We start from the raw sequence: 21602 nt of genomic DNA, 5'->3' as shown, positions 1-21602 counted from the left end.
GCAAAGGGTTTGTCCATGAAGGCCATGATCCTGACGAAGCCGGGGACGCGGCTCGAGCCCGCGGACCTGCCGCACCCCGCTCCGGGCCCGACCGAAATCGTCATCCGCGTGTCGGCCTGCGGCGTCTGCCGGACCGATCTGCACGTCGTCGATGGCGAGCTGCCGTCCCCTAAGCCGTGGCTGGTCCCGGGCCATGAGATCGTTGGCCGGATGGTTGCGGCCGGCACCGAGGCCACTCGCTTCAAGACCGGCGACCGGGTCGGCGTGCCATGGCTCGGATGGGCCTGCGGCACTTGCGAATTCTGCCGCCGCGACCAGGAGAACCTGTGTGAGAACGCGCGCTTCACCGGCTATCAGCTGGACGGCGGCTATGCCGAGTATGCGAAGGCCGACGAGCGCTTCTGCGTGCCGATCCCGGAGCACTATGGCGATGTCGAGGCGGCTCCCCTCCTCTGCGCCGGACTGATCGGCTACCGCGCCCTGCGCCTGGCCGGCACCGGGCCGCGGCTCGGCCTCTACGGCTTCGGAGCCTCCGCCCATATCGTCATCCAGATCGCCCGCCACCGCGGCCAGGAGGTCTCGGTCTTCACCGCGCCCGGTGACGCCGAAGCCCAGGCTTTCGCCCGGCGCCTCGGAGCCGCCTGGGTCGGCGGGTCCGACGCGATGCCGCCGGCGCCGCTCGACGCCGCCATCATCTTCGCGCCGGTGGGGGAGCTGGTTCCCAAAGCGCTGCAAGCGGTCCGGAAGGGTGGGACCGTCATCTGCGCCGGCATTCATATGTCGGATATCCCGCGCTTCCCATACGCCCTTCTCTGGCCGGAGCGGACCATCCGCGCGATCGCCAACCTGACGCGCCGCGACGCCGAGGACTTCATGGCCATCGCCGCAGAGGTGCCGATCCAGACCGAGACGCTGGCGATGCCTCTCGACCAGGCAAACGAGGCGCTGGCCCGGCTTCGCGAAGGCCGTCTCACCGGCGCCGCGGTGCTGGTTCCCGGATCGATCGCCGACAACAGCCGCTGAGGCGGCTCACCCGCGCCAGCTCACCACAGCCAAGCTGGCCGCAAACAAGACGAACGCGGCGAGAATCCCGCCAAGGATCAGGAATTCAAGGGTGGTCACGGACTGCCTCCGATCGTCAATCTTCGACATCGGCAGCTTGGTTGCGCCGAGGCGATGCCTCATTGATCCGGATCAAAGACGAACAGAGCGGCGCCCCGTCTCTTTGGACGGTGCCCCGGCTCTGCAACCGGGGCACCGGCAGTCACTGACCCGGCCCCGGCCGGGTCCTTTTTTTGCCGCGTAAGTAGTTTTCCGTACGGACCTAACCGAATGATGCGAGGCGTGGCCGAGGCGTACGACAGCTGCACGTCCAATCGACGGCAGCGAGGCAACCATGCAGACGCACAGCGCCCTCCCGATGTCCCGGCCGCGACAAGGCCCCGTTCCCACCCTGCCGCCTCATCGCAGCGACGATGCGCCGGCCAGCCTGGCCTCGCTCGGCACCGTCGTCTCTGTCCAACGCGGCGGCGCCGTCTATCGCGAGGGGGATCCTGCCCTGAACTGGTACCGGGTCGTCTCCGGCACTGGCTGCACCTGCAAGCTGCTGCCCGACGGCCGGCGCCAGATCGGCACCTTCCTCCATGCTGGCGACTTCTTCGGCTTCGAGGCGCTGGGCGAGCACGGGTTCGGCGCCGAGGCCCTGACCGACCTGGTGGTCATCCGGTATCCCCGCCGGCATACCGAGGATCTCGCCCAAACCGATGGCGCGGTCGGTCATCGCTTCCGCGAGATCACCTGCCGGTCATTGACCGCAGCCTATGAGAGGCTGCTGACCTTGGGCCGAAGGACCGCGACCGAACGGGTCGTCGGCTTCCTGCTCGAACTGGCGCGCAAGGCGCCGGATGGCAAGACAATCAGCCTGCCGATGTCGCGCGGCGATATCGGGGACTATCTCGGCCTGACGCTCGAGACCGTCAGCAGGATCTTCGCGACCCTCAAGCACGATGGCCTGATCGAGATGACGGGAGCCCACCGCGTGTCGTTGCTCGACCGCCCGGCCCTCGAGCTGATGACCGAAGGCGACGAGCCCGCGGTCCGGCTCGGGACTGCGTGAGCCTGGCCGATCACGTCCGTCGTCACCGAAGAACGATCCTGTTCCGAGGGAGGCATCCATGCACAGCAGTCGAACCATCCTGCTTCTGACCGATTGCCTGGAAGCGATGCGAAGCCGCTATCAGCGTTTTCTCCGCACGGGCCAGGACCTTCTCCCGCGAGAACAGGCCAAGTTCTGCTCAGCGACGAGACTGCTCCACGATGCCGTCGTGTCCCGCGACGAGGATTTGCTCATGCAGGCGTGGACCTGCCTGAGAAACGCCGGGTCCGCGATCGGAAGCATCATGATCGAGCCGAAGACTCGTCGCTATACCGCCTCCGTCCTTGGACTCGATGTCCGGGATCTCGCCGATCTCTGCCGCAGCCTCCACGCATCGAATCTTCAAGTCGCCGCTTCAACCGGCACCGACCATCCCATCGCCAGCGGCAGAAAAGCATAGACACGCGGAAGAGGCCCGTCCTCTGCCGGAGGGCCAATCCGATTGCGGTAACGGAGACGGATATGCTCTTCACTGCCCCGGCGGCCCGGATCAAATCATCGACAAAGGGCCTTCCTGGTACGCTGCTCGGCTTCGTTCTTTGGGGAAGCAGCTGGCATCAGCTCGGCCTCGCCGCCTGTTCGATCGGCACGTTCCTCCTCACCATTGCGCCAATCGACCTGCAGCGGCGCATCATCAACGACGCGCTTTACGGCCACGACTTTCACCCGATCCTGCTCATGGCGATGGCCTATGGCGGCCTCGCGCTGCTCGCGGGAGCAGTCAAGCTGTTCAGCAACATCTATCGAGGTTGGGTCGGAGAACGCGCCGTACGGATGCTGCGCGAAGCGATCCGGCTCGGTTTGCACGATCTCCCTTCGAACAGGCACGACAGCGAGACCGACGGCGTCGGCCTGTCGATGATGATTGCCGAGAGCGATGACATCGGCGGCTTCGTCGGAGAGTGCCTGTCGGAGCCCTTGTTGCAGGGCGGCATTCTCGCAAGCGCCTTCGCCTATATGTTCTACATTCAGCCCTCGATGGCGCTCGCGAGCCTCATCGTGTTCCTGCCACAACTCGTGCTGGTGCCGGCCCTGCAGAGCCGGATCAACCAGCGCGTCTCGCAGCGCATCGCAGTTCTTCGCGGCATCAGCATCTCGGTGGCCCAATCCCCCGCCGATGCAGGAAATGCAAAACAAAGCCGTCGGTTTGACACCATTTTTACACTGAACATGGGAATTTTTGTACTCAAATTTTCCCTGAATTTTTTGATGAACATGTTCTACCATCTGGGAGTGACAAGTGCTCTCGCTCTCGGCGGCTGGTATGTCATCCGTGGGGAAGCCGAGGTCGGCACAATCGTCGCGATCATGGCGGGCCTCTCGAAGATCAATGATCCTTGGGGAGATCTCGCCACCTGGTACCGGGATCTGGCCGTGACACGGCTGAAATACCGACTGATCGCCGAGGCCGTGGAGAAAAGCATGCGCGGCTCGTTGCACTCCGAGGCTCGTGGACCGATCGAGCCAGCGGTCGCCGCGCCAGGATGTGCCAGCTCTGGCCCGAACGCACGATTGCTCGCGTCCGAGGATATGGCGGGCCGGGGACAAGCGACGAACTGACGGCATCGCCTCCGGCCCGCCCATAGCTTCAGGCCGCCTTCACCTCGATCTTCTTCTCGGACTTCAGGGCTTCGGCCGTCTTCGGCAGAGATACAGTCAGCACGCCATTCTTGAAGCTCGCCACGATCTTGTCGCAGTCGACGTCGGTCGGCAACGGGAAGGATCGCTGGAACGAGCCGTACCGTCGCTCAGAGAGATGGTAGTCCTGCTTCCGCTCCTCCTTCTCCTCGCTCTTCTGGCCCCTGAGGGTGAGCATCCCGTTTGACAGCCTGACCTCGACATCGTGCTCGCCCAGGCCCGGCAGCTCCGCGGTAAGCGTGTATTCCTTCTCCTTCTCCGCGATATCGACCGCCGGCGCGATCCCCTCGAGCAGTTGCCGCGACCATCCGGGCTCGGAGCCGAACAGCGACCGGCCGAACGGGAAGAAGCTCAGACCGCGGTTAAAGCTGTCGAACACCTGGTCGATCTCCTGCCTCAGGCTGCGGAACATATCGCCACCTCGGACCGTCGCCGGGGTCGAAGTGTGCTCGGATTTGACCGGAACCTTGGATACCTGTGTCATCCTCAATCTCCATGCTGGCGAGCAGGCCGGGCACTGGCGAGAATCCGGACCTCCCGCTGCTCTCTTCGCGCCATGGCCCCGTCCGGCAGGGCGACCGCGCTGGTTGCTGATATTGAGCAGTCGAAGCGACTGCGCTTTGACCTGGGTCAAACCAGCAGTCCGGCTGGAGGGCCGAAACCATTGATCTTGATCAAAACCGTGGGCGGCCACGCCGGATAGGGTGACTCGAAGAGGCCTTCCGGGATTCCCCCATGATCCTCCGTCATATCCGCATTTCACCGGCTGGGCTGCCTGGCACGCTATGGCTGCCGCATAGCCCGAAGGGCCTTGTCGCCCTTGTTCATGGCAGTGGTTCCGACCGCTTCAATTCTCGCAACTCGGCTCTGGCAGCGGCCCTCAGCCAGCAAGGCTTCGCGACGCTGCTGCTCGACCTCTTGACCATTCACGAGGAACGCCTCCGCTGGAACATCCTCGACATAGGCCTCCTCGCAATCCGGCTCAGTGGAGTGATCGACTGGACCGCGGGGCAGCCGAACCTCGCCAAACTGCCGCTCGGTGTGTTCGCGACCGGAACTGCAGCCGCGGCGGCATTGGTCGCCGCCAAGCGCAGGCCGATCCAGGCGATCGTGAGCTATGCCGGGCGTCCCGACCTTGCCCACGAGATCCTGGACGATGTTCATGTCCCGGTGCTGCTGCTGGTTCCCGAGAGCCACGGTCCGCTGACCACGGACAACCAGCTTGCCTGCAGGCGGTTGAAGGATCCCAAGGCGATCAGGATCATCCCCTGGGCGGGCCAGCCCTGGAACGAAGCGGATGCCATCACCGGGATCGCGGTTTTGGCGGTGGATTGGTTCAATCATCATCTCCACCCAAGCACGATCACAACCGCGAAGCCTCCTGACCATCTCGGCCAAGCCAGCTCTCCACGCCCGCAACCGCAGCAGGTCCGTCCAGGCGTTCGGCTTGGGCGTGACCACGAATGTCTTCGACAGATCCGACGGCGAGAGAACGACCGATGAGCCAGATCGGACTCTTCCTCCAGACCCTGGGGGCGGCCAAGGACAAGCAGGCTTTCGCGCTGCTCGCGGCAGGCATCGTCCTTGTGATCGTCGCCACGACGGGCCTCCAGATCCGGCTGAACGCCTGGAACCAGCCATTCTACGACGCACTCGCCCAAAGGAACGCTGCGGACTTCGTCCGGCAGCTCCTGGTGTTCGCCATGATTGCCGGCCCCCTCCTGGCTCTGAACGTCGCCCAGACCTGGCTGCACGAAATGGTCAAGGTCCGCCTGCGCAGCTGGCTCACCGGCGACCTGATCGCCGAATGGCTGCAGCCGGGCCGCGCGTACCGCTTGGTCTGGGCTGGGGGCGTCGCCGTCAATCCCGACCAGCGCCTTCATGAGGACTCTCGCCATCTGGCCGAACTCTCTGCCGATCTCGGTGTCGGCCTGCTGCAATCCGGTCTCCTTCTCCTCAGCTTCGTCGGGGTGTTGTGGCTGCTGTCGGAGGACGTCGTGTTCGTGCTCCAGGGGCGCAGCCTCGCGATTCCCGGATACATGGTCTGGTGCGCGTTGCTCTACGCGGCGACGGCGTCCTGGCTCAGCTGGCGTGTCGGACGCCCGCTGATTGGACTCAACGACGAGCGCTACGCCCAGGAGGCCGAGCTCCGGTTCGCTCTCGTCCGGGTGAGCGAGAATGCCGACGGAATCGCCCTCGGCGCCGGCGAGGCCGACGAACGGCAGCGGCTTCAGCAGGAGCTCGACCAAGTCCTGACGGCGATGCGCCGCATCGTCGGCGCGGTCACCAGGCTGACCTGGGTCACCTCCGGCTACGGCTGGTTCGCTCTTGTGGCGCCGATCCTCGTCGCTGCACCGGCGTATTTCACCGGCAGCCTGACCTTCGGCAACCTGATGATGGCGGTCGGCGCCTTCCTGCAGGTACAGCAAGCGCTGCGCTGGTTCGTCGACAATTTCGGCCGCATTGCCGACTGGCGGGCCACGCTGGGGCGTATCGCGGATTTTCGGGAGGCATTGCTGCGGATCGACGGCCACGATGGGCAGACGGACCGCATCGAAATCCTGGACCATCCGGCCGGGGGCCTTGCCTTCGATCACCTTGCCGTCACGACCGCCGCCGGCCGCGCCGCCCTCACCGAGACGCAGGTCGAGATTGCACCGGGTGACCGGATCCTCATCCTCGGCCGGCCGGGATCGGGCAAGAGCACACTGTTCCGGGCGTTCGCCGGGCTCTGGCCATGGGGCACGGGCCGGCTCCTTCTGCCGCCGCGGGACAGCATGATGTTTCTGCCGCAGCGGCCATACATGCCGCTCGGGCCGCTGCGCGCCGCCCTGAGCTATCCAGCCGATCCTGCGGGTGTCGGCGACGATGCCCTGGTGGCCGCTCTCGACCGCACCGGACTGGGGTATCTGGTTCCCGATCTGGACAGCACCCGGCGATGGGACAGGGAACTGTCGATGGACGAGCAGCAGCGTGTCGCCTTCGCCCGCCTGCTGCTGCACAAGCCGAGATGGGTCTTCATCGACGAGGCGATCGACCTGCTCGACGAAGACCATCGCAGGATCGTGCTCGCGATCTTCCGCAAGGAACTTGCAGACGCCGCCGTGATCAGCATCGGTCGGCGCGCCGCGCGCCCTGGCTTCTATGCTCGGACCCTCCATCTGAGCCGGTATCCGGCGGCAAAATCGCATGCACCGCGGTCGCCCTCTCGCTCGGAAAGCGATGCCGCCGCCTGATCAGCGGAACACCAGGACCGGGATCCGCGTGTGGGTCAGCACCCGCTGCGTCGTGCTGCCGAGGACCACTGCCGAGAACCCATGCCGGCCGTGGGACGCCATCGCGATGAGATCGCACCCGTGGCTCATCGCGGCATCGATGATCGCGGCATAGGGCGCCTCGTGCTCGACCACGATCGTCTCCCAGACCACGCCGAGCGTCCTCGCCAAAGCGGCTCCCGAGGCCAATCGCTCCTGTCCCTGCCGCCGTGCATATTCCGCATAGTCGTCGGCGCCGACCAATGGCCAGCTGCTGGTGAGGTGGTACGGCTCCGTCACGGTCAGCAGGCACACCCGCGCGTGAGCCTCCGCGGCGAGGCGAAGGCCCTGATCGACCGCCCGTTCCGAAATCGGCGAGCCGTCTGTCGCGATCAGAATCTGCTTGAACATCCGCTTGCGCTCCCTTGCGGATCGGTGAGGGCCGCCATCCGCGGCTGCGATGCCGAACGCTGTCCCGGGAAGACGGCCACGGCCTTGATCCAGGTCAAGCGGCCGGGCTTGCCTGAGAGGGTTTGCGCTGGATCAAGGTCGCCCCTTCGCCCGGCGAGGATCCTTCGACGGCCAGAGGCTGAGAAGGGCTCGGAGACGCCGTCATGGAAATCAAGAAGGAGCATCACATCAACTTCTGGTATGTGATCAGCTCGGTCCTGGCGGTGCTGCTGGTCCAGAGCCTGCTGACGCAGCCCGGCCGCGTCGAGACCATACCGTACAGCACCTTCCTCGAGCTCGTCCGCGATGGCAAGGTCACGGATCTGGTGGTCGGCCCGACCAGGATCACCGGCAGCTATCGCGAGCCGGGAGATGGAAAGCCACAGAACTTCTCCACCATCCGGGTGGAACCTGGTCTGTCGGACACGCTCGCCAGGCACAATGTCAGCTTCTCCGGCGAACCCGAGCCCGGTCTCCTGCAGACGATCCTCGGCTGGTTCCTGCCCACGATCGGCTTCATTCTCCTTTGGCTCTTCCTGGTGCGCCCCTTTGCGCTCGGCCAGGGCTCCGGCGGGCTGCTGTCGATCGGCAAGAGCAGGGCGAAGGTCTATGTCGAGCAGGATGTCGGGGTCCGCTTCGCCGATGTCGCCGGCGTCGATGAGGCCAAGGAGGAGCTCCGCGAGGTCGTCGCCTTCCTGAAGGACCCGGCGAGCCATGGCCGGCTCGGCGCCAGGGTGCCCAAGGGCGTGCTGCTGGTCGGCCCGCCGGGAACCGGAAAGACCCTGTTGGCGCGGGCCGTCGCCGGCGAGGCGGAGGTTCCCTTCTTCTCGATCTCTGGCTCGGAGTTCGTGGAGATGTTCGTCGGGGTCGGCGCCGCCCGGGTGCGGGATCTGTTCGAGCAGGCCCGGCAGAATGCGCCGGCCATCGTCTTCATCGACGAGTTGGACGCACTCGGCCGGGCTCGCGGCGCCTTCTTTCCCGGCGGCGGCCACGACGAGAAGGAGCAGACGCTGAACCAGCTGCTGGCCGAACTCGACGGCTTCGACCCCAGCGTCGGCGTGGTGCTGCTGGCGGCCACTAACCGGCCGGAGATCCTCGACCCCGCCCTCCTCCGCGCCGGCCGCTTCGACCGCCAGATCCTGGTCGACCGGCCGGACAAGAAGGGCCGCATCGACATTCTTCAGGTCCACATCAGGAAGATCAAAATCGCCACGGACGTGCCGGTGGAGGGGGTGGCGGCTATGACCCCCGGCTTCACGGGCGCCGATCTCGCCAATCTCGTGAACGAGGCCGCGCTCCTGGCCACCCGCCGCGGCGCGGCTTGCGTCACCTTCGACGACTTCACCCAGGCGATCGAACGCATCGTCGCCGGGCTGGAGAAGCGCAACCGGCTGCTCAACCCGCATGAACGGACCGTGGTCGCGCATCACGAGATGGGACATGCAATCGTCGCCATGGCGCTGCCCGGGGTCGATCCGGTCCAGAAGATCTCGATCATCCCGCGCGGGATCACCGCCCTCGGTTACACCATGCAGCGGCCGATCGAAGACCGCTTCCTGATGGATCGCTCGGAGCTGGCCAACCGCATGACCGTTCTGCTCGGCGGGCGGGCGGCCGAGAGCCTGGTCTTCGGCGAGATCTCGACCGGCGCGGCCGACGACCTGGCGAAGGCGACGGACATCGCCCGCAACATGGTGGCCCGGTTCGGCATGGATGCGGGGCTGGGCCAGGTCGCCTACGAGACCGAGCCGGCGACCTTTCTCGGCGGCCCCGCGGGCGTGGGCTGGCAACCGCGCCGCTACGGCGAGGCGACCGCGGAGGCGATCGACGCGGCGATCCGGAGTCTGGTCGACACGGCCTTCCGGCAGGCGACATCGATCCTCATGGCCAATCGCGGCCTGCTGGTCCAGGCGGCGGCCGACCTGATGGCCAAGGAGACCATCAACGGCGACGATCTCGAAGCTGTCGCAAAGAAGGTGACAGCGGCACCCCAGAACGAAGCGACACCCAAACCCATGGCTGCCGTCGCTTCGCCGTGACGGCGATGAACCTTACATCGTAAGGCGACGGCGAGACGGCGTCGCCCGAAGGACAGCGACTGCCTGTCAGGCGCAGCCATACCCGGCCGGCCGCTCATCCGCGCGGACCTGCGTTTCGATCAGGCGGACAAGCCGCCGCCGGAGGTGATCGGCATCCTTCGGCGTCATCGGCGTCGCGGGCACCTCCCCCGAATAGACCTCCGATCGTCGTCCAGCCGGAAGGATCATCGCGTTCCAGCTGGACACAGCGCCGCGGACGGCCCCGAATTCCAGAAAGCCGCAGGCGCGACGGAAGCATTCGGCCTCCCACTCGTCGAGCGGCTGCTCGAGCCGCTTCAGACACTTCTGCGCCAGCATTACCGCCTTGCTCATCAGCTCGCCTCCCCCGCTGCCGAAAAGGAAATATCGGAAACAAGCCCCGGGCTTGCGCACAGCCCTATCCCGGGGTCTGGCCGGACATCGGCTCGCGAAACACTCGAGCCGGTGCGACGCCGCGGTCGTGAAATGGCAGAGCGGTCCATCCGCGTCGGCGCGCCAGGATCCTAGGGTGTCGCCGGCCGCTCGATGATCCGGTTTTCTCCGTACGGAGATCTACGTATCCGACGGCTTCGGCCGACTTCCCGGCTACCCGATGGGCAGGTTCGCCCGCTTGATCCGCGTCAAATCCGAGTTGAAGGCCAGCGGATATCGTCTGCGGGAGAGGCCTCGCCGCGATGGTCGGGCGCCTCCGCTTCGAAGACAGGATGCTCATGAAGCCGATCATCTGCTTGACACCGAACCCAGCGCTCGATGTCTCCACCGCCGTCGCCGAGCTGGTGGACCAGCACAAGATGCGATGCGATCCGGGCGTCGAGCAGCCGGGTGGCGGCGGCATCAACGTCGCACGCGTCATCCGGCGGCTGGGAGGAGATGCGATCGCCCTCTACCCGGTCGGAGGCCCCTATGGCGAACGGCTCAGCGCCCTCCTCGATGCCGAGGGTGTCCTAAGGGAAGCCGTTCCGACCGCCGGCTCGACGCGCTTCAGCTTCATCGCCCGTGACAAGGGCAGCGGCCGCCAGTACCAGTTCGTGCTGCCCGGCCCGACGATCTCGGACCATGAGGCGCGCCTGATCCTCGAGCGCTTCGACCATCTCGTCTCGGGGCGGGCGCTCGCTGTCGGAAGCGGCAGCCTGCCGCCGGGCCTTGCGGAAGACTTCTACGGTCGCGCCGCCTGCATCGCGGCCCAGCGGCATGCCAGCTTCGTCCTCGACACCTCGGGCGGTGCTCTCGCAGCGGCGCTCCGCCAGGGCGTCTACCTGGTCAAGCCGAGCCTGCGTGAGCTCGAATCCGTCGCGGGCCGGCCCCTCCGTTCTCATGACGAGGCAGTCGCGTTTTCCCGCGAACTGGTGGCCCGCCATGCCGCCGAAATCGTGGTGGTATCGCTGGGCGCCGCCGGCGCGATCCTGGTGACGGACCAAGCCTGCCGACACCGGCCGGCCGTGCGAGTGACGGTGGGAGGCACCGTCGGGGCGGGCGACAGCCTGGTCGGTGGCATGCTGACGGGAATCGCCCGCGGCTGGACCGTCGAGGAGGCCTTCGGCTACGGGATGGCCGCCGCCGGCGCCACGCTTCTCGCCCCCGGGACCACGCTCTGCGATCGCGCGACGACGAACCGGCTCTACTCGACGCTGACGGAATCGGACACCGCCCTGGCCTCCGGTTAGCCGCCATCGGGCGGAGAGAATCGAGCTCCGGAACGCATCGCCGATCTTGACCTGCGTCAAGACAGCGCCGGCCAATTCGACGGATCCTGCGAATGGTCCCTCTGGCCGAGGGACGAGGATGATGCGAAGGCCGCGCGACGCCATGTCCGATGACCGTCTGCCGTTCCGCTCGATCTATGCCCATGGCTTCGTACGGGCCGCAGTGTGCACGCCGCAGTCTGCGATCGCCTCGCCGGCGGAGAATCTACGGCGCACGCTGGATCTCGCCCGCCAGGCCGAGGCGCATCACGCCGTGATCGCGGTCTTCCCTGAGCTCGGGCTGTCCGCCTATTCGAATGACGACCTCTTCCTCCAGGACGCGCTTCTCGACGCGATCGAGTCGGCTGTGGCCGAGCTCGTCGAGGCGAGCCGGGCCCTTCGTCCCCTCATCATCGCCGGAGCCCCGTTGCGGCACGAGGCGAAGCTCTTCAACTGCGCCCTCGTCATGCACCGTGGCGGGATCCTCGGTGTCGTGCCGAAGACATATCTGCCGAACTATCGCGAGTTCTACGAGAGGCGGCAGTTCACCCCGGGCGACGCCGCCGTCACCCGGACAATCCGGATCAGCGGCGAAGACATCCCCTTCGGCCGCGACCTCCTCTTCACCGCCACCGACCATGACGGCCTCGCGATCCACGCCGAGATCTGTGAAGACCTCTGGGTTCCGGTTCCGCCCAGCACCGACGCGGCACTCGCCGGCGCCACTGTTCTGGTGAACCTGTCGGCCAGCAACGCCACGATCGGCAAGGCGGATTATCGGCGGCTCCTGTGCGCCTCGCAATCCGGCCGCTGCATCGCGGCCTATCTCTACTCCGCCGCGGGCCCCGGCGAGTCGACCACGGATCTGGCCTGGGACGGTCACGCGCTGATCTATGAGAACGCCGCGCTCCTGGCCGAGGGCGAGCGCTTCCCCGGAGGAGCCCGGCTGCTTCTCGCCGATCTCGATCTCGATCGCCTTCGCCAGGAGCGGGCTCGGACAACCAGCTTCAACGACTGCGCCGCGACGCACCGCCCGCGCCTCGCGGCCCTGCGCCGCATCCCCTTCCGGCTCGACCCGCCGACAGGCGAGGTTCCGACCATCCGGCGGGTCGATCGCTTTCCGTTCGTGCCCGCGGATCCGGCGCGACGAGACGAGCGCTGCCTGGAGGCCTACGAGATCCAGGTCCAGGGACTGGCCCAGCGGCTCCGGGCGACAGGCATCGACAAGGCGGCGATCGGTGTGTCGGGTGGCCTCGATTCCGCCCAGGCCCTGCTCGTCACGGCGAAGGCCTTCGATGCGCTCGGCCTGCCTCGCCGCAACATCCTCGGTTTCAGCCTGCCGGGTTTCGCGAGCACCCGCAGAACCCAGGACAGCGCCCAAAGGCTGATGGCGGCGCTGGGCGTGACCGCCGGCGAGATCGACATTAAGCCTTCGGCGCTGCAGATGCTGAAGGACATCGACCATCCCTTCGCACGCGGCGAGGCGATCCACGACATCACCTTCGAAAACGTCCAGGCGGGGGAGCGGACCTCGCACCTCTTCCGTCTGGCCAATCGCCATGGCGCGATCGTGATCGGAACCAGCGACCTGTCCGAGCTGGCGCTCGGCTACACGACCTACGGCGTTGGCGATCAGATGTCGCACTATGCCGTCAATGTCTCGGTGCCGAAGACCTTGATCCGCCATCTTGTCCGCTGGTCGGCAGAAACCCGGGCCTTCGGCGACGACGCCCGGGACGCGCTGCGGTCGATCCTCGACACTCCGATCTCGCCGGAACTGGTGCCCGGCAGCGGCGACCTCCCGGCACAGCTGGCGGAACAAACCGTCGGCCCCTACGCGCTGCAGGACTTCAACCTCTACTATCTCAGCCGGTACGGCTATCGGCCGAGCAAGGTCGCCTTCCTGGCAGAATGCGCCTGGGGGAAAATTGACGCCGGGGAGTGGCCCGACTGGGTGCCGGCCGGCGAACGCCGGGAATACGATCTGGCGACGATCCTGAAGTGGTTGGAGCTGTTCCTCCTGCGCTTCTTCCAGTCGAGTCAGTTCAAGCGGTCGGCGATGCCCAACGGACCGAAGATCGGGTCGGGCGGATCGCTGTCTCCGCGTGGAGACTGGCGAGCGCCGAGCGATGCCGGCGCCCACGCCTGGACCGATGAGCTGCACCGCAACGCTCCGACGCCAAGGACCGCAACCAGACCGGATTGACCCCGCCCAAAGACAATGCGGGCGGTGCTGAACAGATTTCCGCCATCCTCGGATATCGGGCAGAATTGGGAGGCTCCTATGCCCTATGCTGATCGATCGGATGCCGGCCGCCGCCTCGCCAGTGCGCTCGCCCCGTACAAGGCGCTGCGGCCGGTGATCCTGGCGCTGCCGCGCGGAGGCGTTCCCGTGGCAGCCGAGGTGGCCGCGGCCCTCGAGGCGCCGCTGGATCTGATCCTGGTCCGCAAGATCGGCGTGCCATCCCACCCGGAGTTGGCCATGGGAGCGGTGGTCGACGGATCCAAGCCCGTCATCGTTCGCAACGACCCTGTCATCCGTCATGCCGCGATTTCCGAGAGCCGGTTCCTGGAGTTCTGCCGCCGCGAGCTCAAAGAGATCGAACGGCGCCGCCGCCTCTACCTGGATGGTCGTTCGACGATCGACATTGCGGGACGCGTTGCGATCGTGATCGACGACGGCATCGCCACCGGGGCCACCGTCCGGGCGGCGCTCGAGGCCCTGCGACGCCGGCAGCCGAAGCGGTCCGTGCTGGCCGTACCGGTCGGCCCGCTCGGGATGATCTCGGATTTCCAGGGCTTGGCCGATGAGGTCGTCTGCCTCGAGGACATCGAGCCATATGGGGCAGTCGGTGCGGTCTACCGGGATTTCAGCCAGATCACCGACCAGGAGGTGATCGATCTTCTCGGGCGCTTTTCGTCCGCGCCATCAGCCGAAGTCGATCCGGCCTCAAATTGATCTCGGTCAATCCACAGCCGGGAGGAAAGCATAAGTTTGCGATCGAGTGAATGTCGAGAGGATGAGATGGGTCAGCGATGGCTCGCATCTTGTGCCCTTGGATTCATGCTCGTGATCCTGTCGGGACAACTTCAATCAGCCGCCGCCGCCGGCCTTGCCATTGGCTGGAAGTATGCCTGGACGGCTTGGACGGTCGCCGTGATCCTCGCCGCGCTGATTCCCTTCGCCGTGGCCAAGACGGAACGGGGCGCCTGGGCATGGTTGTGCCTGGTCAACGCCGTCGTCTGCATCGGCATCCTCGTTGCCGTGCTGGCGGTGGCCCTCACCGGATCATACGCGACCGTCGGCGACCCGATGCCTCCTGCCGAACCTATTCCCGACGCCGGGATCCCGACGGCTAGCGCGTTTCGGTTCGCCGTCGCCTCCGGCGTGCTTGGACTCGCCGTCACGGTTCTCGCGGCTGGCTTCCTGATCGCGGCCTATCTGATCTGGCAAGGCAAGGATCAGACGACCGGTCGGTAGCGGCCGTCGTTCGATCCTAGCCCCGTCTGTGGGCAATCGAGCTTTGCCAGCCCCTCCGATCTCGTCGCCGCGTTTACCCACCGACCTGAGCACCGGATCTCGCCGATCGCGAAACCATGAAAACTCTCCCATCGTGTGTGGTTCACCATAGCGGTATCCTCAGGCGGTTTCCGGCAGAAGTCCGCGGCTTTAAGCCAGAATACTCGGATATGCCGGCGCGTCGGAGGGCAGGGAAGATCGATATGCCCACAACGGTTCATCATCGAACAGAATATCGATCACTTCCATTCACGATTCCTCTTCGAGGAGGACCCGGAAATCCGCGACATGCTGCTGCGCCTGCTCGTTGAAGAGGAAAACAAATTCGGCAGCCGGCAGGAAAAAATTGACGCAGTGAATCGCAAAATCACGCGCGGTTTGGTTCTGATCGAGAAGCAAAGCGAGATTATCGAGAGAATACATAAAAACGGTGGAGACATCTCGATTGCCGAAAAAACACTCAGCCTCCTGCGACAGTCTCAAGAGGCATTGACCAAATTTCTTTCTCTTGCCGAGACTGGATGACAAGAAGCCGATTCGGTCGGCTGGCCGAAGCTGCGCATACCGACCGTCGTTGCCGAGACCAACACCGATTGCAACCCGGCTTGTCAAGCGTCAGGGTGACGCGAGATCAGGCGCTCGATGCCCTTGGCCAGACCTGCGGCAGTATCGATCAGATCGACCGGCCCGGCATACCTGATCGCATTCTCTGGCAACTCGGGATACTCTGCTTCGCCTGGATCTTGGACAAGGGCCAATCCACCCGCCTCTTTGATGGCTTTCAGGCCCAACACCCCGTCTTTCAGGAGTCCGGAGAGAATGACGCCGATAGTGCGTCTTGCCGCATGCCTGGCTAACGACTCGAACAGCATGTCGATGTTGTGAGATCTGTAGAAGCTGTTGGGCCAGGTACTCACGTGCAGATCTTGCTCCAGGACCAGATGTCGATCCGGCATCCCGATGAAGCAAACGCCGGATTCTAGTCGATCACCATCTTCGGCCACTCGGACGTCCAAATTTGTCTTCCGCGATAATATTCCCGGAAGGTGGCTGACTCTCTCGAGCGGTCGGCGCAAAACGACGAGTACCGCCGCAGGCAGATTTCGGGGCAAGCCACCCAGCAGGCGCGATATCGCATCGACACCGCCCGCAGACGCGCCGATCGCTACGATCTTCGGTGCCGTCGTGCGGTGGCTGCCCGTCATGATGCCGGCTCCGCGATATGTCGTCGGGACGTCATACGCCAGTACGGGTTCTCGAAGCCAAAGCCAAGTCGGCGCATTCGGCGAAGGCAAGCAGATTTGGCGCGTGGCCATAGCCCGCCCAGCCAGGATTCCTGGAGGCAGGCAGGGTCCATCACGCGAATGCGTCGGCCGGGAAGATCGCAGGAGTGCCGATTCGCCTCGGGGGTCACGGCCGCCCCCGATCAGCGGAACACCAGGACCGGGATCTTCGAGTGCGTCAGCACCTTCTGGGTCTCGCTGCCGAGAACGAGGGCTGAGACGCCCCGTCGCCCGTGGGACGCCATCGCAATCAGGTCGCAGCGCCGCTCCGTGGCGACATCGATGATGGCGCGATAGGGTTGCTCGTCCCCAACCACCACCGGCTCGCAGGTCACGCCCAGGTCCCGTGCCAGGGTCATGCCGCCGGTCAGAAGCTCATGCCCGCGCTGCCTCATCGCGTCTTCGTAGTCGGCCTCGGTCACCGACAGCTGGGCAGGCCTCAGGCTGAACACGTGGAAAGGCTCGAAAACCGTCAACAGCGTGACGCTGGCGCGGAAAGCTGCAGCCAGGCGAAGGCCGCGATCGACGGCGCGCTCGGCCAGCGGCGATCCGTCCGTCGGGATGAGGATGTGCTCGAACATGTCTGCCTCCGATCTACGGGGTTCGGCCCGCTCCGTCCGGCGGCCCTTCGGACCGCAAGGCTGGTCGCTACGCTCGCCGCCTCATTCCATGGCTTCGTAGAGATGGACCTTCTGATAATCAGTCAGCTGGGCGTAGAGGGCGTCGAAGGCGGGGCAGATGATCGCGAATGCCATGAGCATTGCCTCGATCTCTCTGGGCACCACCTCCGGTTCGTCCGACGGACCGGCCCGGCAGGCCGCCCGCATCGTCTCCTGGGCCTGCTGCACCGCCGCCCTGAACGCGTCGAAGGAAGCACGCTGACTCTCCGTCGGCCTGACGGTCTCCTCAATCCAGGCCAGGTCCCGAGAGGCGCCGTCGCCCAGCCAGTAGCCGCACGCTGCCTGATCATAGGCGTCTCGCGCGATTTCAGCACGGATACCTGGAACCGCCGTGGATCCGATCGCGATCGGCGCGCTGGCCAGCAAAGCCGTCGCCGAAAGGGCCGCCGCCCCCAGAATTCGGACAGTATGCTCGATCGACACGCAGGCTTCTCCGACGATCCACCCGCCCCTCTCGCGAGGACGCGCCGGACCACTGTTCCACCCGGTTCCGACGTCTTCCTTGACCTGGATCAAGACGTCTTCGCTCCGCCATCCGGCCTAGCCCGCCCGCAACAGGGCGAAGATCGACAGGCACAGCTCGGCCACGATCAGGAGGACCACATACCATTCGACGCGCAGGCTGCGCCGGGCCTGGACCAGGCCGATCATCGTCTCGCAACTGCGCGACAGGAGGTCGAGCTTGGTGTCGAGCACCCTGGCGCGATCGCGAAGCTCGTATTCCGCTTCAAGCCGGGCATACAGGCGTTCGAGCTCGGGATACTCCCAAAGCAGCTCCGGCTTTTCCATCGCCTCGGCCCGGCCGACCATCTTGTGCTGGGTAAACAGAACGTCGCCGATCTGGCGCAACAAGTCCCGGTCGCGCCAGCCGATACGGCCCTCGCGGCGCAGCGCGATCGCGAGCGGCTCGATCCGGTCGAACAGCTCCGCGATGGTCGCTTCATGATGTGACAGCAGAGCGTTCCGCGCCAGGATCTCCGCGGTCGCCCGCAAGCGATCGGGAGACGCCTGCCGCACGACAATCGCCCCGGCTGCATCGAGCGTTTCCTCGCGCGCACCATCCACCTGGATGCGAACCTCTTCGCATTCCGGCGCCGGCAGCGGCTCGCGGACCGCGTGCGCCACAGATGCGAGGAACGCGGCCTCGGCCGCCTGCGACAGGCCGAAGGCGACAATCACGCCGTAGCGGAACAGCATCACCCAGCCATCCCCGACCCGGACCGTCATCGGCAGCAGCAGCGCGGTCGTTTCCGCAAGCCTGAGCGCTCGGGTATCGAGCCGTTCGCCGAGCAGAAGCGCTCGCGCCAGAATTCCGCCACTTTGCTCGCTTGCGAGCGCGGGTTCACGGACCGTCGCCGATTCCTCCGACGCGCCGGGCGGTGCCGGCCTCCCGAAGCGATCGTCCATCTGTCCCGCCCGAACTTTGCCCCGGATCGACACGAGTTGTCTCCGCCGCCCGCGTCGTTCTTCCGGCTACACGAGCGGCGGCCCAGCCGCTTTGCGCCAGATCAAGCGAGCCGGTATCGGCCCGGATGAGCCCTGTCCCATGGGCACCCGGCATCCGTGCGAACATCGAGGCCCCGTTTTGATCCCGATCAAGGAATCAGGCCCCGGAACTTCCGATGGTGGTGCGTGCTGGGACGGCCGAGCACCCTGCCGGCGCCGCCCTCGCCTGGACCTCAGGAGGAGATCATGCCCTATCGCGATGTTCTGGTTCACGTCGGCGGCGAAGACACCCCCGCCCTTGCCGCGGCCATCGACTTTGCCCGCCGCCAGGATGCCCGGCTGATCGGACTTGGCATCCGCCGTGACGTCTGGACCGGCCTCGTCGGCATGGAGGCGCTTCCGGCGTCGGCGATCGAGGCGCTGGAGCGGGCCAACGACCAGGATCTAGCCGACGCGAAGCGCCGGTTCGACACGACGATCGAACGTTATGGCTACGCCGGGCACAGCGAATGGCGGTCCGGCCGTGGCGACCTCATCGACACGATCTCGATCCACGGGCGCTATGCCGACGTCGTCGTGGTTGACCAGAGCGATCCGGAACGGGAGCCCACCTCCTTCGGGCTGGCGCCAGAACTGGCGCTGACCAGCGGCAGGCCGATCCTGATCATTCCTCGAACCGGTGCGGCGACGACCGTCCCGGGCGAGCATGTCGTGGTCGCCTGGAACGCGAGCCGCGAGGCCGCGCGTGCGGTCGCCGACGCGATGCCGCTGCTGCAGCGCGCACGGCAGGTCGACGTCCTGGCCGTCACGCCGCCGAAGCAGGACCAGGTCCCGGGCATGGATATCGCGCGGCACCTGGCCAGCCACGATGTCCGCGCCGATGTGGTGGTCCGCGAGCTCCCTGCCCCGGACGTCCCGACGGAGATCCTCAATTTCATCTCCGACCGGAGCGCGGACCTGTTGGTCATGGGCTGCTACGGACACGCGCGTTTCCATGAGATGATCTTCGGCGGCGCCACGCGGTCGATCCTGCGGTCCATGACCGTGCCGGTCCTGATGTCGCATTGAGCCGGCGGGACCTGCTCCCTCACCGTGGCGGGAGCGGGTCGCTGCGATCGCAAGCCTCGGCCAGCCTTTGCAGCCCATCGCTGATCCGGACGGCGGGCGCCGCTGTCCCCAACTGCCGGAGTGCGGCGGGCAGGGAGGCGAGCTCGCGGGCCGCACGCTGCCGCGCTTCGGCCAGCGTCGGCAGCCCCGGTAGCCGCCGCCCGCCGCGCATGACCGGCTCGAGCAGGGGCCGGCCGGTTTCCTGTTCCGCTTCCAGCGCGACGACGTCGGCCGCGATCGGCCCGCCGGCGTCCTGCTGCCGCCACACCTGTTTCCGTCCCGGCCAGGTCGCCTTGCCTTCCGACCGCTTTCGGCGAGGCACCCCGTCGTACTCCTGCAGCTTGTAGGCGCAATCGAGGGCGGGGGCATCGAAGGAGGTCGTCAGGCTGGTGCCGATCCCGTAGGCGTCGATCGGGACGGCCCGAGCCGTAAACGCCGACAGATCGTCCTCGTCCAGGCCGCCGCTGGCGAAGATCTGCACCTTGCCGAGCCCGCCGGCATCGAGGATTGCCCGCACCCGCCGGGCGTGCTCGGCCAGGTCACCGCTATCGATTCTCACGCCACGGATGGCAATTCCGTCCTGCGCCAGACGGGGCGCCAGCTCGACGACGCGCCGAGCGCCACGTTCGGTGTCATAGGTGTCGATCAGGAGGACGAGGTCGCGCGGCCGCGCCCGGGCGAAGCGCTCGAAGGCCAGGACTTCGTCGTCATGAGCCTGGATGAAGGAATGCGCCATGGTGCCGAAGACGGGAATGCCGAAGCGCTGTTCGGCCGCCAGCGTGGCCGTGCCGGCAAAGCCGGCGAGATAGGCGGCGCGCGCCGCCAGCAGCCCGGCCTCGGCGCCATGGGCACGCCGCAAGCCGAAATCCACCAGCCGCTTGCCGGGCGCTGCGAGCACCATGCGGGCGGCCTTGGACGCCACGATCGCCTGGAACTGCAGCAGATTGACCAGACGGGTCTCGACCATCTGGGCTTCAGGAAGCGGTGCCGTCACGCGGATCACCGGCTCGTCGGGGAAGAAGACCGTGCCCTCCGGCATGGCGTCGACGTCGCCGGAAAACCGGAAGCCGGCGAGATAGTCGAGGAACCCGGCAGAGAAGCGGTCGGTCTGCGCCAGGTATTGCAGATCATCCTCGCCGAAGCGCAGCCCTTCGAGATAGTCGAGCACCTGCTCGAGTCCGGCGGCCATCAGGAAACCGCGCCGGGCCGGCAGCTTGCGGACGAAGAACTCGAACACCGCCGAGGCCGTCATGCCGTGATCGATGTAGGCGGCCATCATGGTGAACTGGTAGAGATCGAGGAGAAGCGGACTCTCCATCGTGCGCATCGGTCGCTCCCTGGTCAGACAGGACCGCGCGAGCCCGATGCATGGCTGGAAGCCTCGCACACCGAGTCCCAGCATGGGATGCGGATCCGGCGAAGCCGGCCATCCCGCCGCCGGGCGTGAAGCTCGACATCATGGCCGAGGGAGCGGCAGAAGCTGGCGTCGTGCCCCGCCGAGCGGAGCGCCTCGCGACGGGTCTCGAAGTGGCCGAAACCCTCCCGCCCGAACACCACGGTCCATCCATCGCGTCTCGGTTCCACCACATAGGTCAGATGGCAGATCTGGGACATATCGAACCTCCTTCAATCATTTGGATCCGCTACGCTCTCGACGGATCAGGCCGCAGTGAGGGTGACACGCCGCCCTGTTCGCCCTTCCGCGAGGAGCCGCGGCGCATCGAGCGATCGCGTGTTGACGACGTTGGCGGCTTCGACCCAACCGCGTCGCGCCTGCGAGACGCCGTAGGCGAGATTTGCGAAGGCGCCAACCTGGTGGGCGTCGGAGTCGATCGACATTAGAACTCCGGTGGCCTTTGCCCTGCGGCAATCGACGTCCTGCAGATCGAGGCGCTCCGGATCGCTGTCGATCTCGAGGATCGTCCGATGGGCGCGCGCCACCTGGACCATCCGGTCCATGTCGACGTCATACGCGTCGCGCTCGCCAATCAGGCGTCCCGTCGGATGAGCCAGGATGGTGACAAGGGGATGGGCGAGGGCCCGCTCGACCCGTCTCGTCTGCACCTCCCGGTCCAGATGGAAGGCGCCGTGGACGCCCGCGACCACCAGGTCGGGCTCAGCCAGCACATGGTCGGGCAGGTCGAGGGATCCGTCGCGAAGGATGTCGACCTCGATGCCCTTGAGGATGCGGATGCCGAGCCCCTCCGCATTCAGGCGGTCGATCTCCGCGATCTGTCGCCTCAGTCCTGCGGCATCGAGACCGCGGGCGACGGTCAGTCGGCGCGAGTGGTCGGTGATGGCGATGTATT

The 21602-nt window shown here is 66.2% G+C and carries 23 protein-coding genes; 13 read left to right on the top strand and 10 right to left on the bottom strand.

Annotated features, from left to right (window positions below; genetic code table 11):
- The first annotated feature begins 15 nt into the window (after positions 1-15).
- The 4 genes from FFK22_RS27310 to FFK22_RS27295 all read left to right on the top strand — a co-directional run bounded on the left by FFK22_RS27310 (position 16) and on the right by FFK22_RS27295 (position 3715).
- Positions 16-1023: a zinc-dependent alcohol dehydrogenase family protein gene (locus tag FFK22_RS27310; RefSeq protein WP_138890897.1), complete on the top strand. Its 1008-nt coding sequence runs from the start codon at positions 16-18 to the stop codon at positions 1021-1023.
- A 373-nt stretch (positions 1024-1396) separates the two neighbouring features.
- The gene (locus FFK22_RS27305; protein ID WP_138890898.1) at positions 1397-2116 is read left to right on the top strand and encodes a helix-turn-helix domain-containing protein; all 720 of its coding nucleotides are present in this window, start codon (positions 1397-1399) and stop codon (positions 2114-2116) included.
- 58 nt (positions 2117-2174) lie between these two features.
- Complete coding sequence (locus tag FFK22_RS27300) at positions 2175-2555, top strand: hypothetical protein (RefSeq protein WP_138890899.1); 381 nt, start codon at positions 2175-2177, stop codon at positions 2553-2555.
- Between the two features lie 62 nt (positions 2556-2617).
- Positions 2618-3715 carry an ABC transporter ATP-binding protein gene (locus FFK22_RS27295; RefSeq protein ID WP_138890900.1) on the top strand — a complete coding sequence of 366 codons (1098 nt, stop codon included), beginning with the start codon at positions 2618-2620 and terminating at the stop codon, positions 3713-3715.
- A 28-nt stretch (positions 3716-3743) separates the two neighbouring features.
- Here FFK22_RS27295 and FFK22_RS27290 read toward each other — a convergent pair whose 3' ends face one another.
- On the bottom strand, positions 3744-4427 hold the full coding sequence (locus FFK22_RS27290; protein WP_221938889.1) for an Hsp20/alpha crystallin family protein: 684 nt from the start codon (positions 4425-4427) through the stop codon (positions 3744-3746).
- 101 nt (positions 4428-4528) lie between these two features.
- On the opposite strand from FFK22_RS27290, the gene FFK22_RS27285 reads away from it, so the two are divergent.
- Together FFK22_RS27285 and FFK22_RS27280 are read left to right on the top strand one after the other, a co-directional pair.
- Complete coding sequence (locus FFK22_RS27285; protein ID WP_138890901.1) at positions 4529-5296, top strand: dienelactone hydrolase family protein; 768 nt, start codon at positions 4529-4531, stop codon at positions 5294-5296.
- A complete protein-coding gene (locus tag FFK22_RS27280) occupies positions 5293-7029 on the top strand; it encodes an ABC transporter ATP-binding protein/permease (protein WP_186002678.1) in 1737 nt (578 codons plus the stop codon). Before FFK22_RS27285 ends, FFK22_RS27280 begins: the two co-directional genes overlap by 4 nt.
- Here FFK22_RS27280 and FFK22_RS27275 read toward each other — a convergent pair whose 3' ends face one another.
- Positions 7030-7458: a universal stress protein gene (locus FFK22_RS27275; RefSeq protein WP_138890903.1), complete on the bottom strand. Its 429-nt coding sequence runs from the start codon at positions 7456-7458 to the stop codon at positions 7030-7032. It lies immediately after the preceding gene.
- 203 nt (positions 7459-7661) lie between these two features.
- On the opposite strand from FFK22_RS27275, the gene ftsH reads away from it, so the two are divergent.
- The gene (ftsH, locus tag FFK22_RS27270; protein ID WP_138890904.1) at positions 7662-9536 is read left to right on the top strand and encodes an ATP-dependent zinc metalloprotease FtsH; all 1875 of its coding nucleotides are present in this window, start codon (positions 7662-7664) and stop codon (positions 9534-9536) included.
- Between the two features lie 66 nt (positions 9537-9602).
- On the opposite strand, the gene FFK22_RS27265 is transcribed toward ftsH, so the two are convergent.
- Positions 9603-9968: a hypothetical protein gene (locus tag FFK22_RS27265; RefSeq protein ID WP_138890905.1), complete on the bottom strand. Its 366-nt coding sequence runs from the start codon at positions 9966-9968 to the stop codon at positions 9603-9605.
- Positions 9969-10285: 317 nt separating this feature from the next.
- Between FFK22_RS27265 and FFK22_RS27260 the strand changes: the two genes are divergently transcribed.
- From FFK22_RS27260 to FFK22_RS27240, 5 genes are all read left to right on the top strand, one after another.
- A complete protein-coding gene (locus FFK22_RS27260; protein WP_221938888.1) occupies positions 10286-11239 on the top strand; it encodes a 1-phosphofructokinase family hexose kinase in 954 nt (317 codons plus the stop codon).
- 142 nt (positions 11240-11381) lie between these two features.
- A complete protein-coding gene (locus tag FFK22_RS27255) occupies positions 11382-13463 on the top strand; it encodes an NAD(+) synthase (RefSeq protein ID WP_138890906.1) in 2082 nt (693 codons plus the stop codon).
- Positions 13464-13541: 78 nt separating this feature from the next.
- The gene (locus tag FFK22_RS27250) at positions 13542-14216 is read left to right on the top strand and encodes a phosphoribosyltransferase (protein ID WP_138890907.1); all 675 of its coding nucleotides are present in this window, start codon (positions 13542-13544) and stop codon (positions 14214-14216) included.
- A 105-nt stretch (positions 14217-14321) separates the two neighbouring features.
- Positions 14322-14738, top strand: coding sequence for a hypothetical protein (locus FFK22_RS27245; RefSeq protein ID WP_138890908.1), 417 nt, complete (start codon positions 14322-14324; stop codon positions 14736-14738).
- Between the two features lie 327 nt (positions 14739-15065).
- Complete coding sequence (locus tag FFK22_RS27240) at positions 15066-15302, top strand: hypothetical protein (RefSeq protein WP_138890909.1); 237 nt, start codon at positions 15066-15068, stop codon at positions 15300-15302.
- A gap of 83 nt (positions 15303-15385) precedes the next feature.
- On the opposite strand, the gene FFK22_RS27235 is transcribed toward FFK22_RS27240, so the two are convergent.
- The 4 genes from FFK22_RS27235 to FFK22_RS27220 form a co-directional block, all read right to left on the bottom strand.
- Positions 15386-15982, bottom strand: a complete 597-nt coding sequence (locus FFK22_RS27235) for a chemotaxis protein CheB (protein ID WP_186002677.1) — start codon at positions 15980-15982, stop codon at positions 15386-15388.
- A gap of 221 nt (positions 15983-16203) precedes the next feature.
- Positions 16204-16641, bottom strand: a complete 438-nt coding sequence (locus FFK22_RS27230; protein ID WP_138890911.1) for a universal stress protein — start codon at positions 16639-16641, stop codon at positions 16204-16206.
- Positions 16642-16722: 81 nt separating this feature from the next.
- Complete coding sequence (locus FFK22_RS27225; protein ID WP_138890912.1) at positions 16723-17256, bottom strand: Spy/CpxP family protein refolding chaperone; 534 nt, start codon at positions 17254-17256, stop codon at positions 16723-16725.
- A 24-nt stretch (positions 17257-17280) separates the two neighbouring features.
- Positions 17281-18147 (bottom strand): RMD1 family protein, encoded by an 867-nt coding sequence (locus tag FFK22_RS27220; RefSeq protein WP_138890913.1) that lies wholly within the window; start codon positions 18145-18147, stop codon positions 17281-17283.
- Positions 18148-18432: 285 nt separating this feature from the next.
- Between FFK22_RS27220 and FFK22_RS27215 the strand changes: the two genes are divergently transcribed.
- The gene (locus FFK22_RS27215) at positions 18433-19254 is read left to right on the top strand and encodes a universal stress protein (protein WP_138890914.1); all 822 of its coding nucleotides are present in this window, start codon (positions 18433-18435) and stop codon (positions 19252-19254) included.
- A gap of 19 nt (positions 19255-19273) precedes the next feature.
- On the opposite strand, the gene FFK22_RS27210 is transcribed toward FFK22_RS27215, so the two are convergent.
- The 3 genes from FFK22_RS27210 to FFK22_RS43225 form a co-directional block, all read right to left on the bottom strand.
- A complete protein-coding gene (locus FFK22_RS27210) occupies positions 19274-20620 on the bottom strand; it encodes a nicotinate phosphoribosyltransferase (protein ID WP_221938887.1) in 1347 nt (448 codons plus the stop codon).
- A gap of 14 nt (positions 20621-20634) precedes the next feature.
- Positions 20635-20907 carry a hypothetical protein gene (locus FFK22_RS27205; protein ID WP_138890915.1) on the bottom strand — a complete coding sequence of 91 codons (273 nt, stop codon included), beginning with the start codon at positions 20905-20907 and terminating at the stop codon, positions 20635-20637.
- Positions 20908-20952: 45 nt separating this feature from the next.
- The coding region (locus tag FFK22_RS43225; protein WP_186002676.1) for a PHP domain-containing protein at positions 20953-21602 on the bottom strand (650 nt) is incomplete at its 5' end.

Origin of the sequence: Mycobacterium sp. KBS0706 (assembly GCF_005938675.2) — a bacterium.
Lineage (GTDB): Bacteria > Pseudomonadota > Alphaproteobacteria > DSM-16000 > Inquilinaceae > Inquilinus.
This window is presented reverse-complemented; position numbering and strand designations above follow the sequence as displayed.